The organism is Arthrobacter sp. efr-133-TYG-118, from assembly GCF_030209755.1.
Lineage (GTDB): Bacteria > Actinomycetota > Actinomycetes > Actinomycetales > Micrococcaceae > Arthrobacter.
In genome coordinates, this window is the sequence record NZ_JARVRH010000001.1 from 123,548 (window position 1) to 148,574 (window position 25,027).

At 64.6% G+C, this 25,027-nt stretch carries 23 protein-coding genes and 1 tRNA gene; 13 read left to right on the forward strand and 11 right to left on the reverse strand.

Annotated features, from left to right (window positions below):
* Window positions 1–3: 3 nt before the first annotated feature.
* A complete protein-coding gene (locus tag QRN59_RS00635) occupies window positions 4–612 on the reverse strand; it encodes a DedA family protein (RefSeq protein ID WP_284980606.1) in 609 nt (202 codons plus the stop codon).
* Window positions 613–707: 95 nt separating this feature from the next.
* On the opposite strand from QRN59_RS00635, the gene QRN59_RS00640 reads away from it, so the two are divergent.
* The gene (locus QRN59_RS00640) at window positions 708–2,108 is read left to right on the forward strand and encodes a CoA transferase (RefSeq protein WP_284980607.1); all 1,401 of its coding nucleotides are present in this window, start codon (window positions 708–710) and stop codon (window positions 2,106–2,108) included.
* Window positions 2,109–2,143: 35 nt separating this feature from the next.
* Here QRN59_RS00640 and QRN59_RS00645 read toward each other — a convergent pair.
* Window positions 2,144–2,216 (reverse strand) — tRNA-Lys (locus QRN59_RS00645).
* 415 nt (window positions 2,217–2,631) lie between these two features.
* Between QRN59_RS00645 and QRN59_RS00650 the strand changes: the two genes are divergently transcribed.
* From QRN59_RS00650 to QRN59_RS00660, 3 genes are all read left to right on the forward strand, one after another.
* Entirely contained in the window at window positions 2,632–3,291 is a 660-nt protein-coding gene (locus tag QRN59_RS00650) for a hypothetical protein (protein WP_234753924.1), read from the forward strand.
* A gap of 237 nt (window positions 3,292–3,528) precedes the next feature.
* On the forward strand, window positions 3,529–4,146 hold the full coding sequence (locus tag QRN59_RS00655; protein WP_078106946.1) for a DUF47 domain-containing protein: 618 nt from the start codon (window positions 3,529–3,531) through the stop codon (window positions 4,144–4,146).
* A 1-nt stretch (window position 4,147) separates the two neighbouring features.
* The gene (locus tag QRN59_RS00660) at window positions 4,148–5,161 is read left to right on the forward strand and encodes an inorganic phosphate transporter (protein ID WP_284980608.1); all 1,014 of its coding nucleotides are present in this window, start codon (window positions 4,148–4,150) and stop codon (window positions 5,159–5,161) included.
* A gap of 32 nt (window positions 5,162–5,193) precedes the next feature.
* On the opposite strand, the gene QRN59_RS00665 is transcribed toward QRN59_RS00660, so the two are convergent.
* Together QRN59_RS00665 and QRN59_RS00670 are read right to left on the reverse strand one after the other, a co-directional pair.
* Window positions 5,194–5,868: a response regulator gene (locus QRN59_RS00665; RefSeq protein WP_284980609.1), complete on the reverse strand. Its 675-nt coding sequence runs from the start codon at window positions 5,866–5,868 to the stop codon at window positions 5,194–5,196.
* A complete protein-coding gene (locus tag QRN59_RS00670; protein WP_284980650.1) occupies window positions 5,865–7,442 on the reverse strand; it encodes a sensor histidine kinase in 1,578 nt (525 codons plus the stop codon). The genes QRN59_RS00665 and QRN59_RS00670 overlap by 4 nt, the downstream gene beginning before the upstream one ends.
* A gap of 258 nt (window positions 7,443–7,700) precedes the next feature.
* On the opposite strand from QRN59_RS00670, the gene QRN59_RS00675 reads away from it, so the two are divergent.
* The 3 genes from QRN59_RS00675 to QRN59_RS00685 are packed head-to-tail and all read left to right on the forward strand — an operon-like array spanning window position 7,701 to window position 10,775.
* Window positions 7,701–8,708, forward strand: coding sequence for a tripartite tricarboxylate transporter substrate binding protein (locus QRN59_RS00675; RefSeq protein ID WP_284980610.1), 1,008 nt, complete (start codon window positions 7,701–7,703; stop codon window positions 8,706–8,708).
* On the forward strand, window positions 8,705–9,226 hold the full coding sequence (locus QRN59_RS00680; RefSeq protein WP_284980611.1) for a tripartite tricarboxylate transporter TctB family protein: 522 nt from the start codon (window positions 8,705–8,707) through the stop codon (window positions 9,224–9,226). Before QRN59_RS00675 ends, QRN59_RS00680 begins: the two co-directional genes overlap by 4 nt.
* A 1-nt stretch (window position 9,227) precedes the next feature.
* The gene (locus QRN59_RS00685; protein ID WP_284980612.1) at window positions 9,228–10,775 is read left to right on the forward strand and encodes a tripartite tricarboxylate transporter permease; all 1,548 of its coding nucleotides are present in this window, start codon (window positions 9,228–9,230) and stop codon (window positions 10,773–10,775) included.
* A 79-nt stretch (window positions 10,776–10,854) separates the two neighbouring features.
* On the opposite strand, the gene pstB is transcribed toward QRN59_RS00685, so the two are convergent.
* The 4 genes from pstB to pstS form a co-directional block, all read right to left on the reverse strand.
* Complete coding sequence (gene pstB, locus QRN59_RS00690; RefSeq protein ID WP_284980613.1) at window positions 10,855–11,634, reverse strand: phosphate ABC transporter ATP-binding protein PstB; 780 nt, start codon at window positions 11,632–11,634, stop codon at window positions 10,855–10,857.
* A 48-nt stretch (window positions 11,635–11,682) separates the two neighbouring features.
* Window positions 11,683–12,792, reverse strand: a complete 1,110-nt coding sequence (gene pstA / locus QRN59_RS00695) for a phosphate ABC transporter permease PstA (RefSeq protein WP_284980614.1) — start codon at window positions 12,790–12,792, stop codon at window positions 11,683–11,685.
* Complete coding sequence (gene pstC / locus QRN59_RS00700; RefSeq protein WP_284980615.1) at window positions 12,792–13,724, reverse strand: phosphate ABC transporter permease subunit PstC; 933 nt, start codon at window positions 13,722–13,724, stop codon at window positions 12,792–12,794. Before pstC ends, pstA begins: the two co-directional genes overlap by 1 nt.
* A 139-nt stretch (window positions 13,725–13,863) precedes the next feature.
* On the reverse strand, window positions 13,864–14,985 hold the full coding sequence (gene pstS / locus QRN59_RS00705; RefSeq protein WP_284980617.1) for a phosphate ABC transporter substrate-binding protein PstS: 1,122 nt from the start codon (window positions 14,983–14,985) through the stop codon (window positions 13,864–13,866).
* 282 nt (window positions 14,986–15,267) lie between these two features.
* Here pstS and QRN59_RS00710 point away from each other — a divergent pair, with 282 nt between their 5' ends.
* The 3 genes from QRN59_RS00710 to QRN59_RS00720 all read left to right on the forward strand — a co-directional run bounded on the left by QRN59_RS00710 (window position 15,268) and on the right by QRN59_RS00720 (window position 18,500).
* Window positions 15,268–16,398 carry an FUSC family protein gene (locus QRN59_RS00710; RefSeq protein WP_284980619.1) on the forward strand — a complete coding sequence of 377 codons (1,131 nt, stop codon included), beginning with the start codon at window positions 15,268–15,270 and terminating at the stop codon, window positions 16,396–16,398.
* 41 nt (window positions 16,399–16,439) lie between these two features.
* On the forward strand, window positions 16,440–17,813 hold the full coding sequence (gene radA / locus QRN59_RS00715; RefSeq protein ID WP_284980621.1) for a DNA repair protein RadA: 1,374 nt from the start codon (window positions 16,440–16,442) through the stop codon (window positions 17,811–17,813).
* Between the two features lie 63 nt (window positions 17,814–17,876).
* Window positions 17,877–18,500 carry a Pr6Pr family membrane protein gene (locus tag QRN59_RS00720; protein ID WP_284980622.1) on the forward strand — a complete coding sequence of 208 codons (624 nt, stop codon included), beginning with the start codon at window positions 17,877–17,879 and terminating at the stop codon, window positions 18,498–18,500.
* A gap of 165 nt (window positions 18,501–18,665) precedes the next feature.
* On the opposite strand, the gene QRN59_RS00725 is transcribed toward QRN59_RS00720, so the two are convergent.
* Window positions 18,666–20,279 (reverse strand): peptide chain release factor 3, encoded by a 1,614-nt coding sequence (locus QRN59_RS00725; RefSeq protein WP_284980624.1) that lies wholly within the window; start codon window positions 20,277–20,279, stop codon window positions 18,666–18,668.
* Between the two features lie 338 nt (window positions 20,280–20,617).
* Between QRN59_RS00725 and QRN59_RS00730 the strand changes: the two genes are divergently transcribed.
* A complete protein-coding gene (locus tag QRN59_RS00730) occupies window positions 20,618–20,902 on the forward strand; it encodes a hypothetical protein (protein ID WP_284980625.1) in 285 nt (94 codons plus the stop codon).
* 235 nt (window positions 20,903–21,137) lie between these two features.
* On the forward strand, window positions 21,138–22,214 hold the full coding sequence (disA, locus tag QRN59_RS00735) for a DNA integrity scanning diadenylate cyclase DisA (protein ID WP_284980626.1): 1,077 nt from the start codon (window positions 21,138–21,140) through the stop codon (window positions 22,212–22,214).
* Here the strand turns inward: disA and QRN59_RS00740 are convergent.
* On the reverse strand, window positions 22,211–22,930 hold the full coding sequence (locus tag QRN59_RS00740) for a hypothetical protein (protein WP_284980627.1): 720 nt from the start codon (window positions 22,928–22,930) through the stop codon (window positions 22,211–22,213). The genes disA and QRN59_RS00740 overlap by 4 nt on opposite strands.
* A 162-nt stretch (window positions 22,931–23,092) precedes the next feature.
* Here QRN59_RS00740 and QRN59_RS00745 point away from each other — a divergent pair, with 162 nt between their 5' ends.
* Window positions 23,093–24,061: an iron-sulfur binding domain-containing protein gene (locus QRN59_RS00745; RefSeq protein WP_284980628.1), complete on the forward strand. Its 969-nt coding sequence runs from the start codon at window positions 23,093–23,095 to the stop codon at window positions 24,059–24,061.
* 36 nt (window positions 24,062–24,097) lie between these two features.
* On the opposite strand, the gene QRN59_RS00750 is transcribed toward QRN59_RS00745, so the two are convergent.
* On the reverse strand, window positions 24,098–24,766 hold the full coding sequence (locus tag QRN59_RS00750) for a class I SAM-dependent methyltransferase (RefSeq protein ID WP_284980629.1): 669 nt from the start codon (window positions 24,764–24,766) through the stop codon (window positions 24,098–24,100).
* Window positions 24,767–25,027: the final 261 nt, after the last annotated feature.

Here is a 25,027-nt window from a genome sequence, read left to right on the forward strand (position 1 = left end):
ACATCAGGCCTTCTTGGCGCGGTGCTTCCTGACCTGCCAGACAACCAGAATCGCCACCACAATTACTGCCACCACGGCCGCGGCACCCCGGCCCACTACGCGCGCCACTTCTTCGTACGAATTTCCGGCCACAAAGCCGAGGGTCACAAACAACGACCCCCAGATAATTCCGCCGCTGAAGTTCCAAAACGCGAAGCGCCGGTAGGGCATGCGGCTGAGTCCGGCGAGCGCGGGCATGACGGCACGAAAGAAAGCGGTAAACCGGCCTAGGAGCACCGCGACGCCGCCTTTGTCCTTGAGGAAGTCTTCAGCCTTCTGCAATTGGGCGCGTCTTTTGTCCAGGATTCTTAAGGCCATCACCCGTGGGCCGAAGTGCTTGCCAATTTCATAGCCCACGGTGTCTCCTGTGATCGCGGCAGTCACCACAATGGCGATCATGGCCCACAATTCGAAGAGCCCGCGGCTTGCAATCACCCCGCCGACCACCGCCGCCGTTTCACCGGGAATCACAAAGCCCACAAAGATCGCATCCTCAGCGAACACGAGGGCGAAGACGATGCACGCGATCACGAGCGGGCTGGTGTTCAGGAGTCCGTCCAAAAGCGCATGCATGAAGACAGTCTGGCAGTTGAATGCCTTGTTGGGCAGGAGGGGTCAGATCCGGCTGCCGTTGCTCGTTCCGAGGTGGCCCGTCGAGAATGGTGAGTGTGAACGACAGCTTCGCTAATGTGACCTCCCGCGTGTGGCACGCAATCGGCGCCGAAGACGACGGTGCGGATTGGCTGGCCGCTCAGCTAACGACGACCGGGCCGCGGGCGGTCCTCCCGGCCGCTTTCGACGTGACAGGACTTGCGACGGGGGCGGTTGCCGCCGCGACGGTGGCCACAGCGCAGTTTCTCGCGGCTCGCCGCCAGTCCGCGCAGCCGACGGTGACGGTAGACAGTCGGGAGTCGTGCGCCGCGTTCGCCTCCGAGAGGCTGTTCTCCCCGATCGGCTGGACCCGGCCACCGCTGTGGGACCCCATCGCCGGCAACTATCGTGCGGCGGACGCTTGGGTCAGGCTGCACACCAACTACGCCAGCCACCGCGCCGCCGTCGAACGGGTGCTGGACGCCCATGACCGCGAAACCGTGCAGGCTGCAGTGGCCGGGCTGCCTGCCGAGGAATTGGAGGCGGCGATCGTGGAAGCGGGCGGATGCGCCGCTGTCATGCACAACCGCAGCCAGTGGCTCACCTCGGCTGCGGGGGCGGCGACTGCGGACGCGCCGCCGCTGACCGTCGTCGAGCGCCGCTCATCCGGCGCCCGCACGCCGAACGCGATCGGAGAACTGCCCTTCGACGGGGTGCGCGTGCTGGATCTGACGCGGGTGATCGCAGGGCCGGTGTGCACCAAGTTCCTTGCCGGCTATGGTGCGGACGTGCTGCGGATCGACCCGCCGGGCTTTGACGAGGTGCCGTCGCTACTGCCTGAGACGACGCTCGGCAAACGTACCGCCGCTTTGGATCTCACGGCCCCAAGCGACCGCGCGATGTTCGAGGAACTGCTCGCGGGTGCCGATATGCTCGTGACGGGACTGCGAGGCGACGCCCTGAAACGCCTGGGCTACGACGACGAGGCCCTGACCGCCGTGAACCCCGGCTTGATCATCGCCAGCCTGGACGCCTACGGCTGGGTTGGCCCTTGGCGCAATCGCCGCGGGTTCGACAGCCTGGTCCAGATGAGCTGTGGGATCGCCGACGACGGCGCCACCGCCACGGGCCAAGCGGAGCCGGCCCCGCTTCCCGTTCAAGCCCTCGACCACGCGACCGGCTGGCTATTGGCCGCGGCCGTCGCCCGTGCCCTGACCCGGCGCCTCAGCCATTCGGTAACGGCCCGCATCCAGGGCTCGCTGATCGGCACGGCCAACCTGCTGTACTCCCTGACCCCGCCGGACAACCACCTATCCGTACCTACACCCGAAGACTTCGCTCTCACGGCAACCACCACAGACTGGGGGCCGGCGCGACGCGTGCCTCTTCCGGGCCGAATCGACGGCGTCGCCGCTCACTGGTCGCAGCAGGCCGGGCCGCTCGGCCGTCACCCAGCCATGTGGGCCACGCACAAGTAAACCCCCGGAACCGCACGGTTCCGGGGGTTTTTGGGTGGGCCCTGTGGGGATCGAACCCACGACCCACGGATTAAAAGTCCGATGCTCTACCAACTGAGCTAAAGGCCCCTGCCGACTGTAGAAACAGCCATAAATACTGTACCTCAAGCTCAAGGCCGTTTTGACACGGGAGCACCCGCGCCGTCGTGACCTCTTTTGAACCAAACCCCGGCGACGACGCGCGGCCACAACGGCGTGTCGCGGCACGTACGGATTCAAACAAGGTCAGGAAGGAACGCGGCGCCCCCGGCGCCAGCCGAAGTGAAGCCGAGCCTGCAGCGTTCTCCCTGCTCTTGAACCAAGCCCCGACGACGACGCGCGGCAACTGCGGCGTGTCGCGGCGCCGGCGGATCCAAACATGGGAAGAACGCGACGGCGCCGCCCGAGGGCCACTACAGGTGCGCCCGCAGGCCCCGCGCAACAGACACCGCTACGAGCCCCAGTCAAGAGTGCACGAGCGAAAACACAGGAGTAGCGTTGGGGCATGAGCGAACAATCGGGACCTCCTGTGTACGGCGGAGCAAATAGGCACCACAAGCCGAAACCCTTCGCGCCGGTTGACTTCGAGCCGTTTGCCGGCGGAGCGGACCCCGCGCGCGTGTCCGAAGCCGCGCACCTTGCCGCCCAGGCCCTCGTGCGGCGAGGTCGAGATAGCGATGATCCCAAGATCACCAGGCGCCTCGTGAAGCTCGCTGACGAGCAAGGCCTGGAAGCCATCGCTGAAATGTGGGCCGAGAGCCCCGCCCGGTCCTTGCCCGGCGCCTTGTGGCGGCTCTATGCATTGCGCGCGGCCACCATGCAGGACTCGGAGCGCATCTCCGTGTACTTCAAGGCCGGCCGGGACACCGCCCAGGTTTCCCACGTCGTGGCGGGCGCCGCAGAGCCGCCGGGAGCCGATGAAATGAAGCAGATGGCGGACGCTATCCTTTCGGGAGCGTTCGACGGCGATTTCGACGTCGCGCTGGAACGCTCAGCCGCGTTTTGCCGCGTCGTCGCGCTCGGCCAAGCCACTCTGGCGGACAGCGCAGAGCATTCCAACGAAGGCCACGCGAGCAAGCTGACCCGGAACTCCCACCAGCTCGTGAAGACTGCGGAAGATCTCGAGCACGCGGCCAATGCGTGGCGCCTCGGAGAGCTGGATTGACATGAAATATAAGGGCGGGGGGCCGTCACAACCACCTCCGGCGCCAGCTGTCAATGTTGACTTAGCTCGGACGACGTAGAAAACTGAAACTGGTGTCGAACCGCGAAACCCCCGGGCTTCAACTTATAGCCGCTTCGAGCGGCCTACCGCCGAGAGGCGTATCCGGTTCGGCACCATTTTTATGCCCATCGGCGAAGACGCCGCCCCACCCCATCCCTCCCGTCTACCGGAAGCCAAATGAAGCTGCGTCTCTTCCCCCAAGAACCCGCCGGTTTGCAATTGTTGTCGCAAATGGCCCGCCAGATTCTTGAGGCAACCGGGACGCTTTCTGAGATCTTCGGAGCACCTGTCGCGGAGCACGAACGGCTTGTGGAGGAGATGCACGAACACGAGGCGAAATCCACGGACCTGCATTTCGCCCTCCTGACCCACATGCGCACGAGTTTCGTGAACCCGCTCCCCCGCGAGGACATGTACGCCCTTTCCCGATTCCTCAACGAGGCGATGGAAAAGCTGGATGCCGCGGGCGAGCTCGTAGCCCTCTACAAACTGGACCGGGTGCCCAAGCGCGCGGCAGACCAGTTGGAGATCATCAGCCGCCAGGCAGAACTCACGGTTGATGCCATGCGCCAGCTGGACGATCTGGACGAGCTCGAGGATTACTGGATCGAGGTCCTGCGGCTGGCCAAGCGTGCTGAGCGCAGCCACCGGACCTGGGTGGCCGAGATGCTCCGCGACATGAAGTCCACCCAGTTTTCGAGGAACCGCGACGTAGCCAACCAACTAGTGGACGTCACCAAGGACATGCGCCGTGTCGCGACCCAGGTAGGCAGCATCATCGTCAAGGAAGCATGAGGTGGCGGTCGCGTTCTTCGCCCTTGTGGTGGTGCTGGCGGCTGGCTTCGCATTCCTGAACGGATTCCGGGACGTCTCCACCGCCGTCGCGCTCTCCGTGCGGACGCGTGCCCTCACTCCGTCAGTTGCGGTTGTGTTGGCGGCCGTCTTCAACTTTGCCGGGGTGCTGCTCAGTGGCGGTTTCGCGCTGGTCTTCAGCCAGGCGTGGGTCGTTCTCCCCTCGGGAATGAACGGGCTGACTATGCTCGCCGCGGGGCTGTGTAGCGCCATCCTTTGGGGAATCTACGCTTGGTGGCGCGGTGTGCCGCTCTCGTCAACCCATGCCTTGGTGGGAGGCCTGGTGGGCGCCGGAGCTGCAAGCGCAGTGATGGGAGGCAGCCCCATCAACGGAGTGGACAGTATTTTGCTCGCGCAAGTGGTCCTGCCGTTGCTGCTGTCCCCCGTGATTGCCTTCCTTGGCGCCTATCTTCTCGTGTGGCCTGTCACGTGGGCGGCGCGCTACACCCAGCCCGATGTTGTGCATGGCCGCTTCCGCCATGCGCAGTCTGTCTCGGCCGCTGCCGTCGCGTTCGGCCATGGCCTGCAGGACGGGCAGAGATCCGTAGCGGTGATCCTGTTGGGCGCCGTGGCGGCAGGTGTGTCCGACTCCAATGACCTCCCGTTCTGGGTCATCCTGCTGGTGGCTGCCATGCTCACGGCGGGAACGCTTTGTGGTGGTTGGCGCATCTCGTACACCTTGGGTTACAAGCTGACGCGGGTAGACCCGATGCGGGGATTCATCGCCCAGAGCCTGACCTCGCTGATGTTGTTCGTCGGTGCCATCGGCTTCCACTTGCCGCTTTCCACCACGCACACTGTGACGTCTGCAGTGCTCGGCGCAGGAAGCAACCAGAACTTTTCCGTTACAAACCGTCGGATGGTGCTGCGGATCCTGGGGTTCTGGGTCGCGACGCCGATCGTTACCGCCGCTGTGGCGTTCGTCCTTGGGCTGGCGCTCTCGCCCTTATCCCGCTGAGTTCAGCGGGTCCCGCTAGGCCGGCGACCCCGCTAACCCGCGCTCCGCCACACGTATCGACGCTCCGGCCGGCCCACTCCCCCGTAGCGGAGCTGGACGGTGACCAGGCCTTCCTCGCTCAAGTATTCAAGGTAGCGCCGGGCGCTGACCCGGGAGGTCCCCAGGACATCGGCGGCTTCGGTTGCGGATAGGTTCCGCTCCGATTCCTTTAGCAGCTGCTCCACCATCCGCAGCGTCTCCGCGCTGCAACCTTTGGGCAGGGGACGTTCACGCCGGTTGAGGCCGAATACCCTGTTCACGTCGTCCTGCTCGGCGGTGGACTTGGACGCTGCGAGCGAACTGTATGCGCGCTGGTAGTGCTGGAGGCGTTCGCTCAGGTCGTCGGCGGAGAAGGGCTTCATCAAGTAGTGGACAATGCCGCCGCGGAGGGCACGGCGGACAGTGTCCACCTCACGCGCCGCGGTAATGACCAGCACGTCAAGCTCGGGCAGTGACTCGCGGAGCTGGTGCAACAAATCGAGGCCGCTGATGTCAGGCAGGTGGATGTCCAGGAGGACCAAGTCCGGTTTCAGGCGTTTGGCCTCATCCAGGGCCTGCGCGCCCGTATGTGCCACGCCGGCCACCGAGAAGCCCGGGGCCTGCCGGACGAATCCTGAGTGGACCTTGGCCACCATGAAGTCATCGTCGACTATCAGGACATTGATCATTCGCTGGGGCTCCGCTTCTTGAGGAGGGCGGTGAATACGGCACCATCGTCGTTGTGGACGCTCACTTCTCCGCCCCGCCTCAGACATGCTAGCCGGGTGAGCGCCAATCCAAAGCCGCGACCGCCGTCGGCCGTTGGCGCTTTGGTAGTGAATCCCTGCCGGAAAATATCCGCCATGCGCTCCTCGGCGACACCGGGACCGGAGTCGCGCACGATGATCACCACGCTGTGAGGATTTTCGTCCACCGTCACGCGGACGGTTGCGTCGGGAGAGCCCGCGACGGCGTCCATCGCGTTGTCCACGAGGTTGCCGACGATGGTGGTCAGGTCCCGCGAGAGCCGCTCGTCGACGCGTCCCAGCATCGAGTTCTGGTCCAGCTGAAGTGTGACGACCCGTTCGGCGGCCAGGCTGGCCTTCGCGATGAGCATGGCCGCGAGCGCAGGGTCGTGGATGCGGGAGGTGACGTCGTCGTGCAAGCGTGTGCGGCTGAGGCTGACGCCACTGACGAAGCTGACCACCTCGTCGTATTCCTTGAGCTGGATCAGTCCCGAGATGGTGTGGAGCTGGTTGGCGAACTCGTGGGTCTGGGCGCGCAAGGTGTCGGTGGTGGTGCGGGTGGCCCCGAGCTCCTTCTCCAAGGTGGAAAGCTCCGTACGGTCCCGCAAAGTTGTTACCGATCCGATGACCCGTCCGTGTGAAAGGACGGGTTTGCGGTTCAGAACCACTACCCGCTCTTCGGCGAGCACCAGACGGTCCGGGTCCGGCTGTTCCGTGGTCAGGACCTCGCGCAGCTGCTGTTCCACTCCAAGGTCGTTGAGCCGGCGGCCAACGCAGTCCTCCGGCAGTCCAAGGAATTCCCGAGCGCTTTCGTTGGCCACCGTGATCCGTTCGTGCGGGTCCAGGGCGATGACGCCTTCCTTCACGCCGTGCAGGATTGCTTCGCGGTGCTCCACGAGGCCGGCGATTTCCTCTGGTTCAAGTCCTAGCGTCTGCCGCTTCACCCGCCGGGACAGCATGATGGAACCAGCCGTGCCCAACGCCAGCGAGACTCCCAAATATGTGAGCAGGTCGGGGACGGCGTCGCCTAGCCTCTCCCACACCGAGGGGTAATTTCCGCCGACGGCAACGATCCCCACCATCCGGCCCGCGTCGTTGAGCACCGGGACATGGGCTACAAGGGAGACCTTGCCGTTCATGCTGACGGCACCGGTCCACGCGCGCCCCAAAAGGACGTCGCTATCACCCAGGTCCAGCAACGTACCAAGCTGGGATGGGTCGGGCGAAGTCAGGACGGTGCGGTCCGGTTTGGCCAGGATGACGAAACTGGAGCCGGACACAGTCCGGGCCGATTCGGCGACGGCCGGAAGTGCGGCTCCCTGCCTCGGCTCCGCGCCGGGAAGCAGGGAACGGACCACGGGCATCGCAGCGAGGGATTCGGCAGCTGACAAGGCTCGCCGCCCTTCCACACGCTCGAAGGTCTGGACCGATTGGGCAAGCGAGATGAGAATGACCCCGACCAGCACAGCGAGCACAATCAGCAGCTGCAGCCCCAGATATTGACCCGCCAGCGACATCCGGCGGCGGCGGCGCAGGATCCTTCGCGCTCGGGCAGCTTTTAGCACAGCTTTTCCTTTCCGCATCGGGGCCAGCCGCGTGCAGGCCATTCTGCTTCGCGGCTTTTCCGCGCGGGGTCTGTTCCATTATCGGCCCACAAGGCACATACGTGACCCTGACCACAATGAACACAATGATCTTTGAGAACACAAGCGTGACCTGCGTCACTGCCGCCCATAGCGTGAAGACACTCCCACCAATGATGAGAAGAGGAATACATGCGTCCAATGAACGCACTGCGCGCCATCGCTGTCGCTGCAGGCCTTGCCTTCGCAGCCACCGGCTGCGGCGTGACCGGCGGCGCCGACGCCGGAAAGACGAGCAGCGCCCCTGCCGGCCCGCTGACCGGGCTCCGGATCATGGTCCCCAACACCCCCGGCGGCGGCTACGACACGACGGCCCGCACAGCAGCCAAGGTCATGGGTGACACTAAGACCGCCACGAACGTCGAAGTCTTCAACCTGGCCGGCGCCGGCGGCACAGTCGGCCTGGCGCGCTTGGTCAACGAAAGGGGCAACAAGGACCTCGCCATGCTCATGGGTCTGGGCGTGGTTGGCGCCAGCTACACCAACAAATCCGAGGCGAAGCTGACGGCCACCACTCCCCTCGCCCGCCTCATCCAGGAACCCGGCGCCATCATGGTCGGCAAAGATTCCCCGTACAAGACCATCGACGATCTGGTGAAGGTCTGGAAAGAGGACCCTTCCAAGGTTTCGGTCGGCGGTGGCTCGTCCCCTGGCGGCCCTGACCATTTGCTCCCGATGCAGCTCGCCAAGGCAGTTGGCATCGACCCCAAGAAGGTCAACTTCGTCTCGTTCGACGGCGGCGGCGACCTGCTTCCGGCGATCCTTGGCAACAAGGTCGGCTTCGCGGCATCCGGCGCCGGTGAATACCTCCAGCAGATCAAGTCCGGCGAAGTACGGGTGCTGGCAACGAGCGGCGAGTCACGTCTGGAAGGCGTTAATGCCCCGACACTGAAGGAATCCAAAATCGACCTCGTCTTCACCAACTGGCGCGGCATCGTGGCTCCCCCCGGAGTTTCCGACGCCGACCGCGACCGTATAGTGGACGCCCTGACCAAGATGCACGCAAGCGATGAGTGGAAGGCAGCCCTTAAGACCCGCGGCTGGTCCGACGCATTCATCACCGGCAATGAGTTCAAGACCTTCCTCACGGACCAGGACAAGAGGGTGGCCGACGTACTGAAGGAACTGGGGCTGGCGTGACGCAGCAAGCCACCGCCGCCGGAAAACCGGCGGCAGGTACAGGCCGCTCCGAGCTCGGCATTGCTGCCCTGCTCGGGGTGGCCGGCGCCGTCGTTCTCTGGGACGCATCACGGCTCGTAGTCCCGTATTCAGTATCAGATCCCGTAGGTCCCAAGACCCTCCCAATCATCATCGGGAGCCTGCTCCTCGTCACTGCCGTGATGCTGGCCGTCAACGTCCTGCGCGGCGGCCGCGGCCAGGCCGAAGAGGGGGAGGACGTGGACCTGAGCCATCCCTCGGACTGGAAGACCGTCCTGCCCCTCGCTGGCGCCTTTGTCCTGAACATCCTGCTAATCGGCGTTGCCGGCTGGGTCGTCTCCGGAACGCTGCTCTTCTGGGGCAGCGTGTGGGCGCTGGGTGGCCGCAACTACGTCCGGGACGGGGTGGTCTCCGTAACCATGGCCCTCCTGACTTTCTACGGCTTCTACTTCGGGCTGGACATCAAACTCCCCGCCGGCATCTTGGCAGGAATCCTCTGATATGGATACTTTCAATCTCTTGCTACAGGGGTTCTCCACCGCGCTGACCCCCATGAACCTCATGTTCGCGTGCCTTGGCGTGCTCCTTGGCACCGCCGTGGGCGTGCTGCCAGGCATCGGCCCGGCCATGGCTATCGCGCTTTTGCTGCCCCTGACCTACAACCTCGAACCCACCAGTGCGCTCATCATGTTCGCCGGCATCTACTACGGGGGTATGTACGGCGGCTCCACCACGTCCATCCTGCTGAACACCCCAGGCGAATCGTCCACGGTCATCACCGCAATAGAGGGCCACAAGATGGCAAAAGCGGGCCGGGCCGCACAAGCCCTGGCCACGGCAGCCATCGGTTCCTTCGTGGCCGGCACCATTGGAACCGCACTTTTGGCGGCGTTCGCCCCCTTGGTGGTGAAGTTTGCGGTGAGCCTGGGTCCCTCCAGCTATCTTGCCATCATGGTCCTGGGCCTGTTGACCGTGACTGCGGTCCTTGGAGCCTCGAAGCTCCGCGGCTTCGCATCCGTCGGCCTCGGTCTGGCCATCGGCCTGGTCGGCATGGACCCGGTGACCGGCCAGCAGCGTCTGGTCTTCGGTATCCCCCTGCTGAGCGACGGCCTGGACATCGTAGTGGTGGCCGTGGCGATCTTCGCCGTCGGCGAGGCCTTCTGGATCGCCGCCCATCTTCGCCGCAGCAAAATGTCCACCATCCCGGTGGGTCAGCCATGGATGGGCAAGCAGGACTGGAAGCGCTCTTGGAAGCCGTGGCTCCGCGGAACCGCGCTTGGCTTCCCGTTCGGCGCCATGCCCGCGGGCGGCGCCGAGGTCCCCACCTTCCTGTCTTACTCGGTCGAGAAAAAGCTCACCAAGCACCCGGAGGAATTCGGGCACGGCGCGATCGAAGGCGTGGCCGGTCCCGAGGCCGCGAACAACGCGTCCGCTGCCGGGACGTTGACGCCTCTGCTGGCGCTCGGCCTGCCGACTAATGCTACGGCGGGCGTCATGCTTGCCGCCTTGATACAGTTCGGCATCCAGCCCGGTCCGCTGCTCTTCCAGAACGAACCCATCCTGGTCTGGGGCCTCATCGCCAGCTTGTTCATCGGGAACACCCTGCTCCTGCTGATCAACCTGCCCATGGCACCGCTGTGGGCCAGGCTGCTGCGGATTCCCCGGCCCTACTTGTACGCCGGGATCCTGTTTTTCGCAACACTGGGCGCGTATGCGGTCAACCTGCAGGCGTTCGACCTGGTCATCCTGCTGGTCCTGGGTGCCCTGGGCTTCGCCATGCGGCGCTTCGGCCTTCCGATCCTGCCGCTGATCATCGGCCTGATCCTAGGCCCTCGGATCGAAAATCAGCTGCGCAAGGCGTTCCAGCTGAGTGCGGGCGACATCTCCGGGCTGTGGAGTGAGCCGCTCGCCGTCGGCGTCTATGCGGTTGTGGCACTCATCCTTGCGTGGCCGCTGGTGGCATTGGCCTGGCGCCGCTTCCGTCCGGGGGAGGAGGCTGTTCAGGTACCAGCTTCCCTTGAGCGCGATCCGCACCAGAGCCGGTTGTAACCTTTCGGGCAAGCAAACCCCGACGGCGGCAGTCACCTCGCAAGGTGACGGTCGCCGTCGGGCTTTTCGCAGCCGGGGCTTATCCGAAGCGGCCGGAGACGTAGTCTTCCGTGGCCTTCTGGGACGGGTTGTTGAAGATGGTGGTGGTGTCCGCGAACTCGATGAGCTTGCCGGGCTTGCCGGTGCCGGCGATGTTGAAGAACGCGGTCTTGTCCGAAACGCGTGCGGCTTGCTGCATGTTGTGGGTCACGATCACCACGGTGTACTCGTCCTTGAGCTCATTGATGAGGTCTTCGACGGCCAAGGTGGAGATGGGGTCCAGCGCGGAGCAGGGCTCGTCCATGAGGATTACCTGCGGTTCCACGGCGATGGCACGGGCAATGCAGAGCCGCTGCTGCTGGCCGCCGGAGAGTCCGGAGCCCGGCTTCTCGAGGCGGTCCTTCACCTCGTTCCACAGGTTGGCGCCGCGCAGGGACTTCTCCACGAGTGCGTCAGCCGCCCCCTTGCTGATTCTCTTGTTGTTCAGCTTCACGCCTGCCAACACGTTGTCGCGGATGGACATTGTGGGGAACGGGTTGGGCCGCTGGAAGACCATGCCGACCTGGGTGCGGACAGACACGGGGTCCACGCCGGGTCCGTAGAGGTTGTCGCCGTCGAGCAGGACTTCGCCTTCAACGCGCGCGCCCGGAAGCACTTCGTGCATGCGGTTCAGCGTGCGCAGGAAGGTTGACTTGCCACAACCGGACGGGCCGATGAATGCCGTGACCGATTTGGCTTCAATGTTGATGTTGACGCCTTCAACGGCCAGGAAGCTGCCGTAGTAGACGTTCAGATCCTTGACGTCGATCCGCTTAGACATGGTGTTCCTTCGGTGCTGTGGTTGGAAGTTTGCTGGTGGCCTGCTGGCTCAACGGCCGGCCTTGGGGGCGAAGATCCGGGCGATCAGCCTGGCGCCGAGGTTCAGGAGCATCACCAGGATGATCAGGACCAGCGCGGCACCCCAGGCTCGCTGGCTCGACGGGTCCGGGTTGGACGGCGAGGTCGGGTTCAGGATCTGCGTGTAGATGAACGTAGGCAGCGAGGCCATCCAGCCGCCGAACACGTTGTTGTTGATGGTGGTGGCGAAACCTGCGGTGACCAGGATCGGAGCCGTCTCGCCAATCACGCGGGCGATGGCCAAGGTGACGCCGGACGCGATACCGGAAATCGCCGTCGGGATGACCACCTTGAGGATGGTGCGCCACTTGCGGACACCCAGCGCGTAAGCCGCTTCACGGAGCTCGTTCGGGACGATCTTGAGCATTTCCTCGCTGGAGCGAACCACCACCGGAATCATCAGGACTGAGAGCGCGACGGCGGCGACCGCACCGGTCTTGGTGCCCGGGCCGACCACGGCGAAGAAGAAGGCTGCGGAAAAGAGACCTGCCACGATCGAGGGGATACCGGTCATGACGTCGACGAAGAACGTGATGGCACGGGCGAGGGCCCGGTCGTTGCCGTATTCCACCAAGTAGATGGCGGTCAGCAAGCCCACCGGAACCGAGATGACGGTGGCGAGCAAGGTGATCTGCACGGTGCCCAGAAGTGCGTGGTAGATGCCGCCGAGGACCTTCGTGCCTTCATCGACGCTCTTGTTGTCGAGGGAACCCGTGACGCCGTTCATGGAAGTCGTCAGGAAGCCGGGGGTAATGATGCCCGGGATGCCGTTCACGAGGACGGTCCAGATCACCGAAATCAGGGGCAGCAGCGCCACAAGGAACGAGCCGACGATCAGGCACGTGGCAAGCTTGTCGCTCGCCTTGCGGCCGCCTTCGACGGCTGCGCTCCAGCCGACCAGGCCGATCGCGAAGAGGATGGCGGACACGAGGCCCCAGCCGAAGGCGTTGAAGCCGATCAGCGCAAGGATCGCTGCGCCGAGCACAAGCGCGACGGCCAGGACGACATATGGGGCGAATGCGGGCAACTGGCCCTTGGTCAGTGCGGAGCGTTTGCGCGCCACGGGGGCTGTGACAGTCATTAGTTGGCTCCCGAGAATTCTTTGTGCCTGGAGATGATCCAGCGTGCAATCATGTTGACACCCAGGGTGATGACGAACAATACCAAGCCGGCCGCGATCAACGTGCTGACCTTGAGTCCGCTGGCTTCAGGGAAGTTCAGGGCGATTTCCGCGGCGATGGTCTGGTTGCCGGTCTGGATCAGGCTTGCGGTCAGTACGCCGGAGGACAGGACCAGCGCGACGGCCATGGTCTCGCCAAGTGCACGGCCGAGGCCCAGCATGATGGCGCTCACGATACCCGGGCGGCCGAACGGCAAGACAGCCATCTTGATCATTTCCCAGCGGGTCGCGCCGAGGGCCAGTGCGGCTTCCTCGTGGAGCTTCGGGGTCTGGAGGAAGATCTCACGCGACAGGGAAGTGATGATCGGCAAAACCATGACGGAGAGGACGATGCTCGCGGTCAGGATGGTCTTGCCCGTAGCGGAGGCCGGGCCTTGGAAGATCGGCAACCAGCCCATGTTGCTGGCGAGCCAGCCGTAGGCGGGCGAAATCTGGGGGGCAAGGAATGCCGCGCCCCATGCGCCGTAGACCACGGAAGGAATGGCTGCGAGGAGGTCCACCACGTAGCCCAGGCCCGAGGCGAGCTTGCGGGGCGCGTAGTGCGAGATGAACAGGGCGACGCCGATGGCAACGGGAGTAGCGATCACAATCGCGATGACGGCGGCGATGAGTGTTCCCACCACGATCGGCCCGATGTACGCGAAGAAGCCGTGCCCGCCCTGGATGTCCGCGGGTGGAGCCACAAGCGCCGGGATGGCCTGGATTACAAGGAAAAGTGCGACGCCGAAGAGAACCGCAAGGATCAGGCATCCCGCGGCCAGGGTGGCTCCAGAGAAGACCTTGTCCCCGGCGCGCCCGGCACCTTGGGAAGTGGTCAAGGAGTTGGTGGTCACTTCACGATCCTTCAGATTCACTCAAAAATGGCCAAGTTCCCCGCCCTGTCCGGTGATGTTTCACCAGCGCGGGACGGGGAACCTCGATATTCAGGGTAGTGGTGCCGCGGTCCGCAGCACCACTACTCCATTGTGGTCCTTAGGCCTTGGCCTTGATGGAGTCAAGAGCGGCCTTTGCCTTGTCCTGCAGCGCCTTGGAGAGCGGAGCGGACTTGGCTGAGCCGGCAGCAGCCTGCTGGCCGGCGTCGGAGACAACGTAGCTCTCGAATGCCTTGACCAGGTCAGCGGTTGCCTGCTTGTCGTAGGTGGTGCAGACGACGTGGTAGGAAACCAGGACTACCGGGTAGGCCGAGGAATCCGTGGTGGTGCGGTCGAGCTTGATGGAAAGGTCGCCGGTCGGGCGGCCGGCAACGGGCTTGCCCAGTTCAACAGCCTTGGCAGCAGCCGCAGGGGAGATCTTGACGAAGTCCGAGCCAACCTTGATCTGTGCGGTGCCAAGCTTGCCGGAGACTGCGGAGTCGTCAGCGTAGGTCACGGCGCCGGGGGTGTCGGTGACGGTCTTGACGACGCCGGAGGTGCCCTTGGCGTTCTCGCCCTTCAGGGAAGCAGGCCAAACGCCGGCAGCCTTGTCGGTCCAGACAGAGGGAGCCGCAGATGCGAGGTAGTCCGTGAAGTTCTGGGTGGTGCCGGAGTCGTCAGAGCGGTTGACCGGGGTGACCTTGAGGTCCGGAAGCGTGACGCCGGCGTTCAGGGCGGCGATTGCCGGGTCGTTCCAGTTGTTGATCTGGCCGCGGAAGATCTTCGCAACGGTGTCGGCGTCGAGCTTCAAGTCCTTGACGTTAGGAACGTTGAAGGCAACGGCGATCGGGGAGATGTACACCGGGATGTTGATAGCACCATCGGTGCCGCACTTGGTCTTGGAGGTGGCCAGCTCAGCGTCGGTCAGGTAGGCGTCAGAGCCTGCGAACTGTGCGGAGCCGTCGAGGATGGCCTTACGGCCTGCGCCCGAGCCGTCCGGGGAGTACTGAACGGTGGCACCCGGGTTCGCGGAAGCGAAGTTGGTCTTCCAGGCGTCCATTGCGGCGCCCTGCGCCGAGGAGCCGATACCGGTCAGGGTGCCGGTGACCTTGACGCCTGCGGCGCTCGGGGTGGCTGCGGGGGTGGCGCCGGTTGCGTTGTCCGAACCGCAAGCGGTCAGCGCAAGGGCGCCGACTGCGAGGACCGCGATTGCCGCATTGCGGCCGAAGCGAGTTGCCTTCACTGGGATGTACCCCTTCCAGGGATTCTCTGATGCGTACCGAGGGAGAAAGTCGGCATACGAAAGATTTGCGTACGTGTTTGTACCTTGATTGACGGTAAGAGCCGCAGGTAACGGGATCGGCGGTCCAAAGTGAACGGAAGGTGAACGGCTGTGGACCATTGGCTTACATGTGCAGCGTCACCCTTGCGCTCGGCGTGTCATGAGGGATTAAGTGACGCCCCTCACTTTGCGGTTCCTTCGGCGAGCCGCACTCCGTGAGCCGCTCCTGAATAGACTTGAGCCATGACCGCCCCCCAAGGACTTTCAGCGAGCAAGAAATTCCTGCGGGCGCGGCTGCGCACCGGCTTCATCCGCAGCCGGAACTCGTTGGTTCCGGCCGTCCAGATGACCGTGTGCGCCGTGGGCGCCTACGCGTTCGCTGAATATATCCTGGGGCACTCCGGACCCCTTTTCGCCGCGACCTCGTCGCTGATCGCGCTCGGCTTCTCGCGGGATCCACGGCTTCGCCGGGTCGTGGAAGTCGGGTTTGGCTGCACCCTGGGGATCGTCGTCGGTGATCTGCTCCTCCACTGGCTGGGTTCGGGGATCTGGCAGGCCGCCGTCGTCCTTCTTTTCTCCATCCTGTTGGCACGTTTCCTGGACGGTGGCTCCATTTTCACCACCCAACTCGGCCTGCAGTCGCTGCTCGTGGTCTTGCTGCCCGCGCCGGCCGGGGGACCTTTCACCCGGAGCATCGACGCCGTCGTGGGCGGGGTTTTCGCGCTCCTCGTCACCATGTTGGTCCCGAAGGACCCGCGCCGGGAGCCGCGCCAGGACGTCCGCAAACTCCTGCACGAACTCTCGGAGGTCCTCCGTGAGTGTGCCGACGCATTGATCAACAGCGATTCGACCCAGGCCTGGCATGCCCTCATCCGGGGCCGGAATTGCCAACCCCTCGTGGATCGGATGCGCCAGTCCCTCAAGGCCTCCGGTGAGGTGGCCACGCTCGCCCCCGCGTACCGTCGGCACCGCGACGAGCTGACCATGCTGGAGGAATCACTGGATTCCATCGACCTCGCCCTTCGCAACGGACGGGTGTTCGCGCGGAGGCTCACGAGCGCCATCAACCATGCAGCCTTGACGGACGAGGCGACGGACAGCATTTCGGAAGTCCTGCAGGACACTTCTGCAGCCGTCGAGGAGCTGTCGCTCGGCCTCGCGGAAGTGCACGACGGCGCCCGACGCGCCCATCTGCGCGGTGCGCGGCAGGACTTGGCCGACATTGCCACCCGGCTGCACCCCAAAATGCTGCACGTCCAAAAGCTCGAGGGTGAAACAGTGGTGATGCTCTTCCGTCCGCTCATGGTGGACCTGCTCGAAGCCGCGGGCATGGACCCCCGGGAAGCCCGCGACGTGCTTCCTCCCTTGCAGTGAGTCGCGCATGACTGTCCTACCCCTCCACTAGCCTTGTACGCATGGCTTCCAAGACCTCACGCACTTCCAAGACACCCGCGTACAAATGTGCCGAATGCGGGTGGACCACGGTCAAGTGGGTGGGGCGCTGCGGTGAGTGCCAGGCGTGGGGCACCGTGGAGGAAAGCGGCGCCACGGTGGCGCGTACGACGGCGGCAACAACGGTTTTGGAGCCGGCCCGCCGGATTGCCGAGGTAGACGGCACCACGGCCGCGTTCCTGCCCACCGGCGTCGACGAACTGGACCGCGTCCTGGGCGGAGGGCTGGTTCCCGGCGCGGTGATCCTGCTCGCCGGAGAACCCGGCGTCGGAAAATCCACCCTCCTCCTGGACGTCGCTGCGAAGTTCGCCCGCACGGGGCAGGACGTCCTGTACGTCACGGGCGAGGAATCGGCGGCCCAGGTCAAGCTCCGCGCGGAACGGATTGACGCGGTCGCGCATACCCTCTATCTCTCGGCCGAAACGGACCTCGGGCAGGCGCTGGGGCAAGTGGAGAAGCTCGAGCCGAAGCTGCTGATTGTGGACTCGGTACAGACCCTCAGCAGCGCCGATGTCGAAGGAAGCGCGGGCGGCGTCTCACAGGTCCGGGAAGTCGCAGCGTCCATCATCGCCGCCGCAAAGCGCCGCAACATGACCACCCTGCTGGTTGGCCACGTGACGAAGGACGGCTCCATTGCCGGTCCGCGTCTCCTGGAGCATCTGGTGGACGTTGTGTGCCAGTTCGAAGGCGAGCGCCATTCGCGCTTGCGTTTGTTGCGCGCGGTCAAGAACCGCTACGGGGCCACGGACGACGTCGGCTGTTTCGACCTGAATGAAGCCGGCATCGAAGGCCTCGCCGATCCCAGCGGCCTTTTTGTGTCGCGGACACGCGAGCCGGTGTCCGGTACCTGCATCACCGTGACCATGGAAGGCCGGCGCCCGCTGCTGGCCGAGGTGCAGTCGCTCCTGGCCGAAAGTGCCAGCTCACAGCCGCGCAGGGCCACGAGCGGCCTGGACAGCTCGCGCGTCGCCATGCTCCTGGCCGTGCTCCAACAGCGGGCCGGCTGCATCCTGCACAAGGACGACTCCTACGTGGCGACTGTCGGAGGGGTGAAATTGAGCGAACCGGCCACCGACCTGGCGGTGGCGCTTGCCGTGGCCTCGGCAAAGGCGCGCAAAGCACTGCCTCAGAGGCTCATTGCCTTCGGCGAGGTTGGCCTGGCCGGCGAGGTCCGTCCCGTTCCCGGAATCAACCAGCGCATCCACGAGGCCCAGCGGCTTGGTTTCACCCACGCCGTGGTGCCCGCCAGCCCCAATGGACCGGGACCTGTTCCGGAGGGGTTCTCGGTCCGCGAGGTGGCACACCTGGCCGAGGCATTGGAGTTGCTGATCACCTAGCGGCCGGGTTGGCCTCGGAGTGTCGGGCGCGGGCTTGGCCGCGTCCACCGGAAGATTATCCCCATGACAAAAAGAAATGTGCTCATTGGGGGACGCCTCTTCTTTGCCCTCTTGACACTTGCAGCCGTCGGGACACAGCTCACGGTCCACATCAGCTTGGGCTTTGATCCGTGGAACTTCTTCAGCTACTTCACCAATCTGTCCAACATCTTCGCGTCGGTGGTGCTGTTGATCAGCGGCTACCGCGTGCTGGTTGGCAAGCGGCCCAGCGAGCTCGACGACGCCACCCGGGGCACTGCGACGATCGCAATGGCCGTGGTGGGACTCGTTTTCGGCGCACTCCTCGCGGGACAGGACCTCGGCTCCTTGCTCCCCTGGGTCAACTTCGTCGTCCACTACCTCATGCCGGTTGTCATGGTGGCCGATTGGCTGTTCCAGCCCCCGCGCTCCAAGTTGACCGTCAAGCACCTCTGGTACTGGCTGCTCTACCCGGTTGCCTACCTCGTCTACAGCCTGATCCGCGGCTCCTTCGTAAACTGGTACGCCTATTGGTTCATCGACCCCATGCGCGCAGGCGGTTGGGGTGGAGTGGCGGTTTTCGCGGTGGCGATCTCCGTAGGATTCCTCGTGGTGAGCCTTGCCATGCTGGGGCTGGGAAACAAGCTCGAACGCCAAGTGAGCTACTGAACGCCCCCCACCGGGCATGTCCACTCCACGACCCTGCCCGCCTGCCAACCCCGCCACCACCGGACATGTCCCCTGTTCGAACCAAGGACTGGACATAACAGGATTATGTCCAGTCCTCGGCTCGAACGAGGGGCATGTCCAGGGGATTACTTCGCCCTTGGAGGACTATTTCGCCGGGTTGTGCGTGCCGATCGGGACCAGCGTCAGCTTCGGGTGGTTCTTCTCGATCCGGCGCAGAGCCCAGACATCGTTGAACAACGCAAGGTACTCGCCGTCGGACCTCAGCAGCACCTCAGCGCCCGGGACGTTGGCGAGCGCCGGCATGGCCTCCGCCGTCGAGATCCTCGCCATCGAGTACGGGAGGCGCTCCAAGCGCATCGGGGCATTGAAGTCGTGGGCCATGCGGTCCTCCACTACTTCGAACTGCATGGGACCTACGGCCGCGAGCACGGGTGCCTGGTCGCCTCGGACGTCGGAACGGAGCACCTGGATGACGCCTTCGTGCTCAAGCTGCTCGATGCCGCGGCGGAATTGCTTGAAGCGGCTGGGGTCCTGGGACCTGGCCACCTGGAAATGCTCGGGGGCAAAGAGCGGAATGGCGGGGAATTCCACCGGTTCGTCCAGGAACAAGCTGTCCCCTACGCGGAGTGAGGACGCGTTGACCAAACCAACGACGTCGCCGGGGTAGGCCTCGTCGATGACTTCGCGTTCGCGCCCGAACACCTGCTGGGCGTACTTGGTGGCGAAGGACTTCCCGGTGCGTGTCTGCGTGACCACCATGCCGCGCTCGAAGACACCGGAGCACACACGGATGAACGCAACGTGGTCGCGGTGGGCCTTGTTCATGCCGGCCTGGACCTTGAAGACGAACCCGGCGAAGGGAGCGTCAACGGAACGGGGTTCGCCGTCGATGTCCGGGCGGGGTGCGGCCGGAGGCGCGAAGTCCACGAGGGCGTCAAGGATCTCCTTGACGCCGAAGTTCAAGGCCGCCGAGCTGAAGAGAATGGGTGTCGCCGTTCCGGCGTGGAAGCTCTCCACGTTGAACTCAAGGTTTGATTCGATCACGAGTCCGGCTTCGTCGACGGCGTCGCTCCAGTTGTTGCCTTGGGTCTCGGCTGCTTCTTCCGGAGTGAAGTACTCGGTGATGGCGATGTTGGCGCCGGCATTGTTGCGCGCGAACCGTGCGAAGCGGTCGTTGCGCAGGTCCCAGACTCCACGGAAGTCGCCCGAAATGCCCACGGCCCACGTCAAGGGCATGGGCTGGAGTCCGGTGCGTTCCGTGATCTCGTCCATCAGCGCGAGGGCATCCAGGCCCGGGCGGTCCCATTTGTTGATGACCGTGATGATGGGCAGGTTCCGCTGCTTGCAGACCTCGAAGAGCTTCATGGTCTGCGTTTCCAGGCCCTTGGCGGCGTCCACGAGCATCACTGCGCAGTCGACGGCGGCCAGGACGCGGTAGGTGTCCTCGGAGAAGTCGGCGTGGCCCGGGGTGTCCAGAAGGTTGATCACGGTGTCCCGGTAGGAGAACTGCAATGCCGCGGAGCTGATGGAAATACCGCGGTCCTTTTCCATCTGCATCCAGTCGGAAACAGTTTCCTTGCGGTTGGCCTTGCCGCTCGACGCACCGGCGGTGCCGATGACCTTGGCGTGCAGGGCAAGGGCTTCCGTAAGCGTGGACTTGCCGGCGTCAGGGTGCGAAATAACCGCGAAAGTCCGACGCCGGGAGGCCTCGTGGTGAATTTCCTGGACTCGGGCGGGGCTCAGGACTTCTTGGGACACGGTGCTACTTTCGCTGCGATCTGGGCGTTGCCCGCACTCTAACGACGGGCCGAACGTGGAATGGAGGCTGGATACGGGCCCTATGCCGACCGGGGGCCAACTCAGGGAGCGGCACGATTTGCGCGCCAGCCAAGATACCAAGTTTATCGCAGCCCGGGACCACGCCGGGGGCAGCGTCCCAAGGCCACCGCTTAACAGGATCGAAACGAGGTGCACAAACCTCCGAAATCACCTGCCGATAGTTTGAATCAATGGCGGACACATCCAGCCCGGATTGGAGCCATCCGCCAGGAAAACACCCGACCAGCCGACGATGGCATGAAAGGAACAGGGCATCAATGAAACCAGGGAATGACTTGTTCTACGATCCCCTCGGCCCCTCCCCCGTTGCGAACCCGGCCGCGAACTTCCCGGCGAACCCTGCCGGGTTCACGGAAGCGAACTCCGCCGCGCCCAGGAGTTGGCCGCAGCAAGGACACCGTCCGGACGCCAACACCGGTGGAACCCACGCTCCTGCGAGGCAAACGCATCCGGACACCGGAAGGGCCGCGGCCCGGGAAGCCGCCCTGCAGAGTGTGCGACGCGACCTTGAGCGACTCGCGCGCCTTCGGACGGCTCCCTGAGGGTCCCGGGGACCGAGCTGAAAGTGGCGGTCCGGGGGCCGCCGTCGAACGCGTTTCGAAGCACCCGCCACATAACCTTCTTTGGGGCACTTTAAGGCTCGCCTGTGCGGTTCTTGCCGGTCTATACCTCTATCATTGAGCTTGCGGGAAACGTAGCATTTTGATCCCGTCGACTCATTGCTGAAAACCGGCATACTTGCGGGCGCGCCTGCCTGCACCTTTGAAGGGAACACCTATGGCTCGGAGCCCCGAAGAATCGCTCAAGGCGACTCTGGGCAGGGTGGCCCCCGGAACACCGCTGCGCGACGGCCTGGAACGCATCCTCCGTGGGCGCACTGGCGCCCTCATTGTGCTGGGAACGGACCGGACCATCGAGTCCATCTGCTCCGGCGGCTTTGAAATCGGCATCGATTTCTCCCCCACGAGGCTCCGTGAGCTCGCGAAGATGGACGGTGCCATCATCTGCGACAAGGACGCCGGGAACATCCTTCGTGCCGCAGTACAACTTGTGCCGGACTCCAGCATCGAGACCCAGGAATCAGGAACGCGTCACAGGACGGCCGAGCGCGTGGCCATCCAGACCGGAGTGCCGGTGATTTCGGTCAGCCAGTCCATGCAGATCATCGCCCTCTACGTCAACGGCCTGCGGCACGTGCTGGAGGGCTCAGAGAAAGTCCTCGCCCGCGCCAACCAGGCTCTCGCAACCCTCGAACGCTACAGCGCCCGCCTGGACCAGGTCACCAGTGCCCTGTCGGCCCTCGAAATCGAAGCCATGGTCACCGTCCGGGATGTGGCTGTCACCCTTCAGCGCCAGGAAATGGTCCGGCGCATTGCCGAGGAAATCGCACAGTACGTCTTGGAGCTGGGTGAGGACGGCAGGTTGCTCTCGCTGCAGTTGGAGGAGCTCACCACCGGCCGCGGTCCGGGCAGCGACGTGATCATCCGCGACTACGCCGGCGCAGACGCCTCGCCCGAGGACATCGACGGCGCGGTGCAGGCCCTTCTGGATCTTGGCCCGGCCGAGCTGATTGATCTGGGCAAGATCGCCGGGATCATCGGGTTCGCCGGGGGCATGGACGTGCTCGACGCCGGTGTGCAGCCGCGCGGTTACCGCCTCTTGTCCGGGCTGAAGTCGGTTCCGAAAGCCGTGGCCGACCGTTTGGTGGAGCACTTCGGTGGACTTCAGCACCTCATGGCCGCCACTATCGACGATCTCATGACCGTGGACGGCATCGGCGACCAGCGTGCCCGAACCGTCCGCGAAGGGCTCAGCCGCATGGCCGAAGCCAGCCTGCTGGACAGGTTCCTCTAACCCAGCTGGAAGACGGCCTTGGTGCTCGCCTTGTTTCCCAGTACGGCCTTGAAGGTGTACGTACCGGTGGCTGGCTTGGCCGAGATTACGCCACAGCCCTCCGTCGTCCGGTTACGTTGCCACGGGAAGTTGGCGATCTCGCTCTTGCCCGGATCGATCTGCTTCACGAGGTCATCGCCCTTTGCTTGGCAATCCTTGGAGGAGAAAATCCGGTCTTCGCCGCTCATCACCAGGAACTCCATCTGGGACGTGCCGACATTGACCTGGCACGGTGCTGCTCCGCCGTTGGTGATCTTCATGCTCAGCACGGGGTTCTGCCCGGCCGCATAGGCAGGCTGGTCCGTGGACGCCGTTACCGTCACCAGATTGAGGTCGCACACCGGCGTGGCCGTGGGCGTTGTAGCGGCCGCGATGGGATCCGTCGAAGGGGCCTGGCTCGCAGGAGCGGCTCCGACTGCCTGGGTCTTGGATGCGCCGGGATCAGCTTTGCTTGCAAGGGATGAACTCATAGCAACGACCCCGGCCACGAGCATCGCCAGGACCACCAGGAGGGCACCGAAGACCACCAGCCTCCGACGCCGGTAAACGGCAGGGCTTGTTCGTCGCCTTTGGGGCCGGGCCCCATTCGCCGAACGGTTTGCACCTCCGGTCCGGGCAGGGCTTTTTGCCGACGGCGACGTGCGCGCCCTCGGCGGTTGCTTGCCCTTGTTGACCATGCTTCTAGGCTAGGCAACGCAAGGCCGGGATGACGCCGCACCACGCCGCCGGGGCCTGATCGGAGCCAGTATGACCTACGTCATTCCCGGCCGACTCCACTACAGTGGATGGCAGGAATCGGCCGCCAACAGGGCCCGCCACGAACCGCAGCAAGGATCTCCATGTCACTGCCAGGCGCCGCTGAACTTGCCGGCCCCCATCACCTCACGGACTTGCACCAGTCCATGGACCGCTGGTTCTCCGAGGTGGCCCGCGCATTGCCGTGGAGATCACCCGACTGCAGCCCGTGGGGAATCCTGGTCAGCGAGGTGATGCTTCAGCAGACTCCGGTAGTTCGCGTCCTCCCGGTGTGGGAAGACTGGATGGAACGCTGGCCGGAACCAGCGGATCTCGCAAAGCAACCCGCGGGCGAGGCCGTGCGACATTGGGGCAGGCTCGGTTATCCCCGCCGGGCGCTCAGGCTCCACGCGGCCGCCGTCGCGATCGTGGAACAGCATGGCGGCAGGGTGCCGGACACGCACGCATCGCTGTTGAGCCTTCCGGGCGTCGGCGACTATACGGCAGCGGCCGTGGCTGCTTTTGCGTTCGGGCGCCGCGAAACCGTGGTGGACACGAACATCCGGCGAGTGCATGCCCGGCTCGTTTCGGGACTTGCGCTGCCGGCGCCGTCGCTCACTGCGTCTGAGATGCGCCTCGCTGAATCACTCATGCCCGACGACGTCAAGCTCTCCGTCCGCTGGAACGCTTCCGTCATGGAACTCGGAGCGCTGGTGTGCACCGCCCGTTCCCCCAAGTGCCCGGACTGCCCTGTCCGCGATTCCTGCGCGTGGCTGGCCGCAGGTGAGCCCCCGCCAACGTACACGCCCAAAGGCCAGGCATGGCACGGCACAGACCGGCAGCTGCGGGGTGCCGTCATGGCCGTATTGCGCGTGGCCGATTCGCCGGTAGCCCCTGAACTGTTCGAGCGCCCCGCGGCCGACCTCGGTTTCGCCGCCGATGGCGCGGCCGTCCCGCTGGCTGCCCTGCACCGCTTGAATTCTGCCCCGGAGCAGCTGGAACGGGCTCTCGAGGGGCTCCTGCGGGACGGCTTGGCCGAGATGCACGACGGCGGACTGCGGCTCCCGGCCTAGGCTTCCGTTTGCGCTGGTTCCGCTACGGTGCTTCCTTCACGACGTGGCCGGTTTGCGCGCTGGCTTGCGGGCTAGAAGGTAGGCCTGCCGGGTTTTCTCGTACCTGTCGTCCGGTTCGCGGAGAAGCTGCGCTTCGACAACAAAGCCGGCCTGAAGGAGGAGTTCCGTGATGCGTTCAGGCGGCAAGCGGTAGGCATCGAGGTCGATCTCGTGGCCATAGGCGAAGTCCAAGTGCCTGGGTTCGTCGCCGGCCTGAAAGGCGAGCAGCAGCAAGCCGCCGTCCAGGAGGATCCGGTGGAATTCGGCGAACACCCCCGGCAAACGGGCCGGCGGCGTATGGATGATCGAATACCAAGCGACGATGCCACCCAAGGTGCCGTCCGCCAGCTCCAGGGCCTCCATCGATCCTTCATCAAACCGCAGGCCGGGGTGGTCCTTGCGGGCTACTGCCACCATCTCCGGCGAGAGGTCGATGCCGAAAGCCGCCAGGCCGAGGGAATCCAGGTGCGCCGTAATCCGTCCAGGCCCGCAACCAATATCGGCAACCGTCCCACTTCCAGAAGCGTCCACGAGCTCGGCAAAAGTGCCGAGCATGGCCCGGTCAAAGGGTTTGGTGTCGAGTTCGTTGCGCAGGAGTTCGGCGTAGTCGGCAGCTACCGCGTTGTAAGCGGAGCGGGTGGCATGCACATCCGAGGGTTGAGTCATGCAAAGTACCCTATTCTTTGCGGCCGGCTTATTCCCTGCGCTCGGCAGAAAACCCTGTCGAACCGGCCGTGACTTGGCTTTGAGGTCGCGGAGCCGCAACGATCCGCAGATGTCGGTAACGATGTGCCTGCCAGTTGCAGGCATCCCGCTCCGGGCCCCGGCTCCGGGATTATTCTCAAGTATGCGCAGGTTGTGGGCCGCCATTGCATTGACCACGACGGCGGCGCTCTGGTCGGGATGCGAACCTCAAGGCACCGTTTG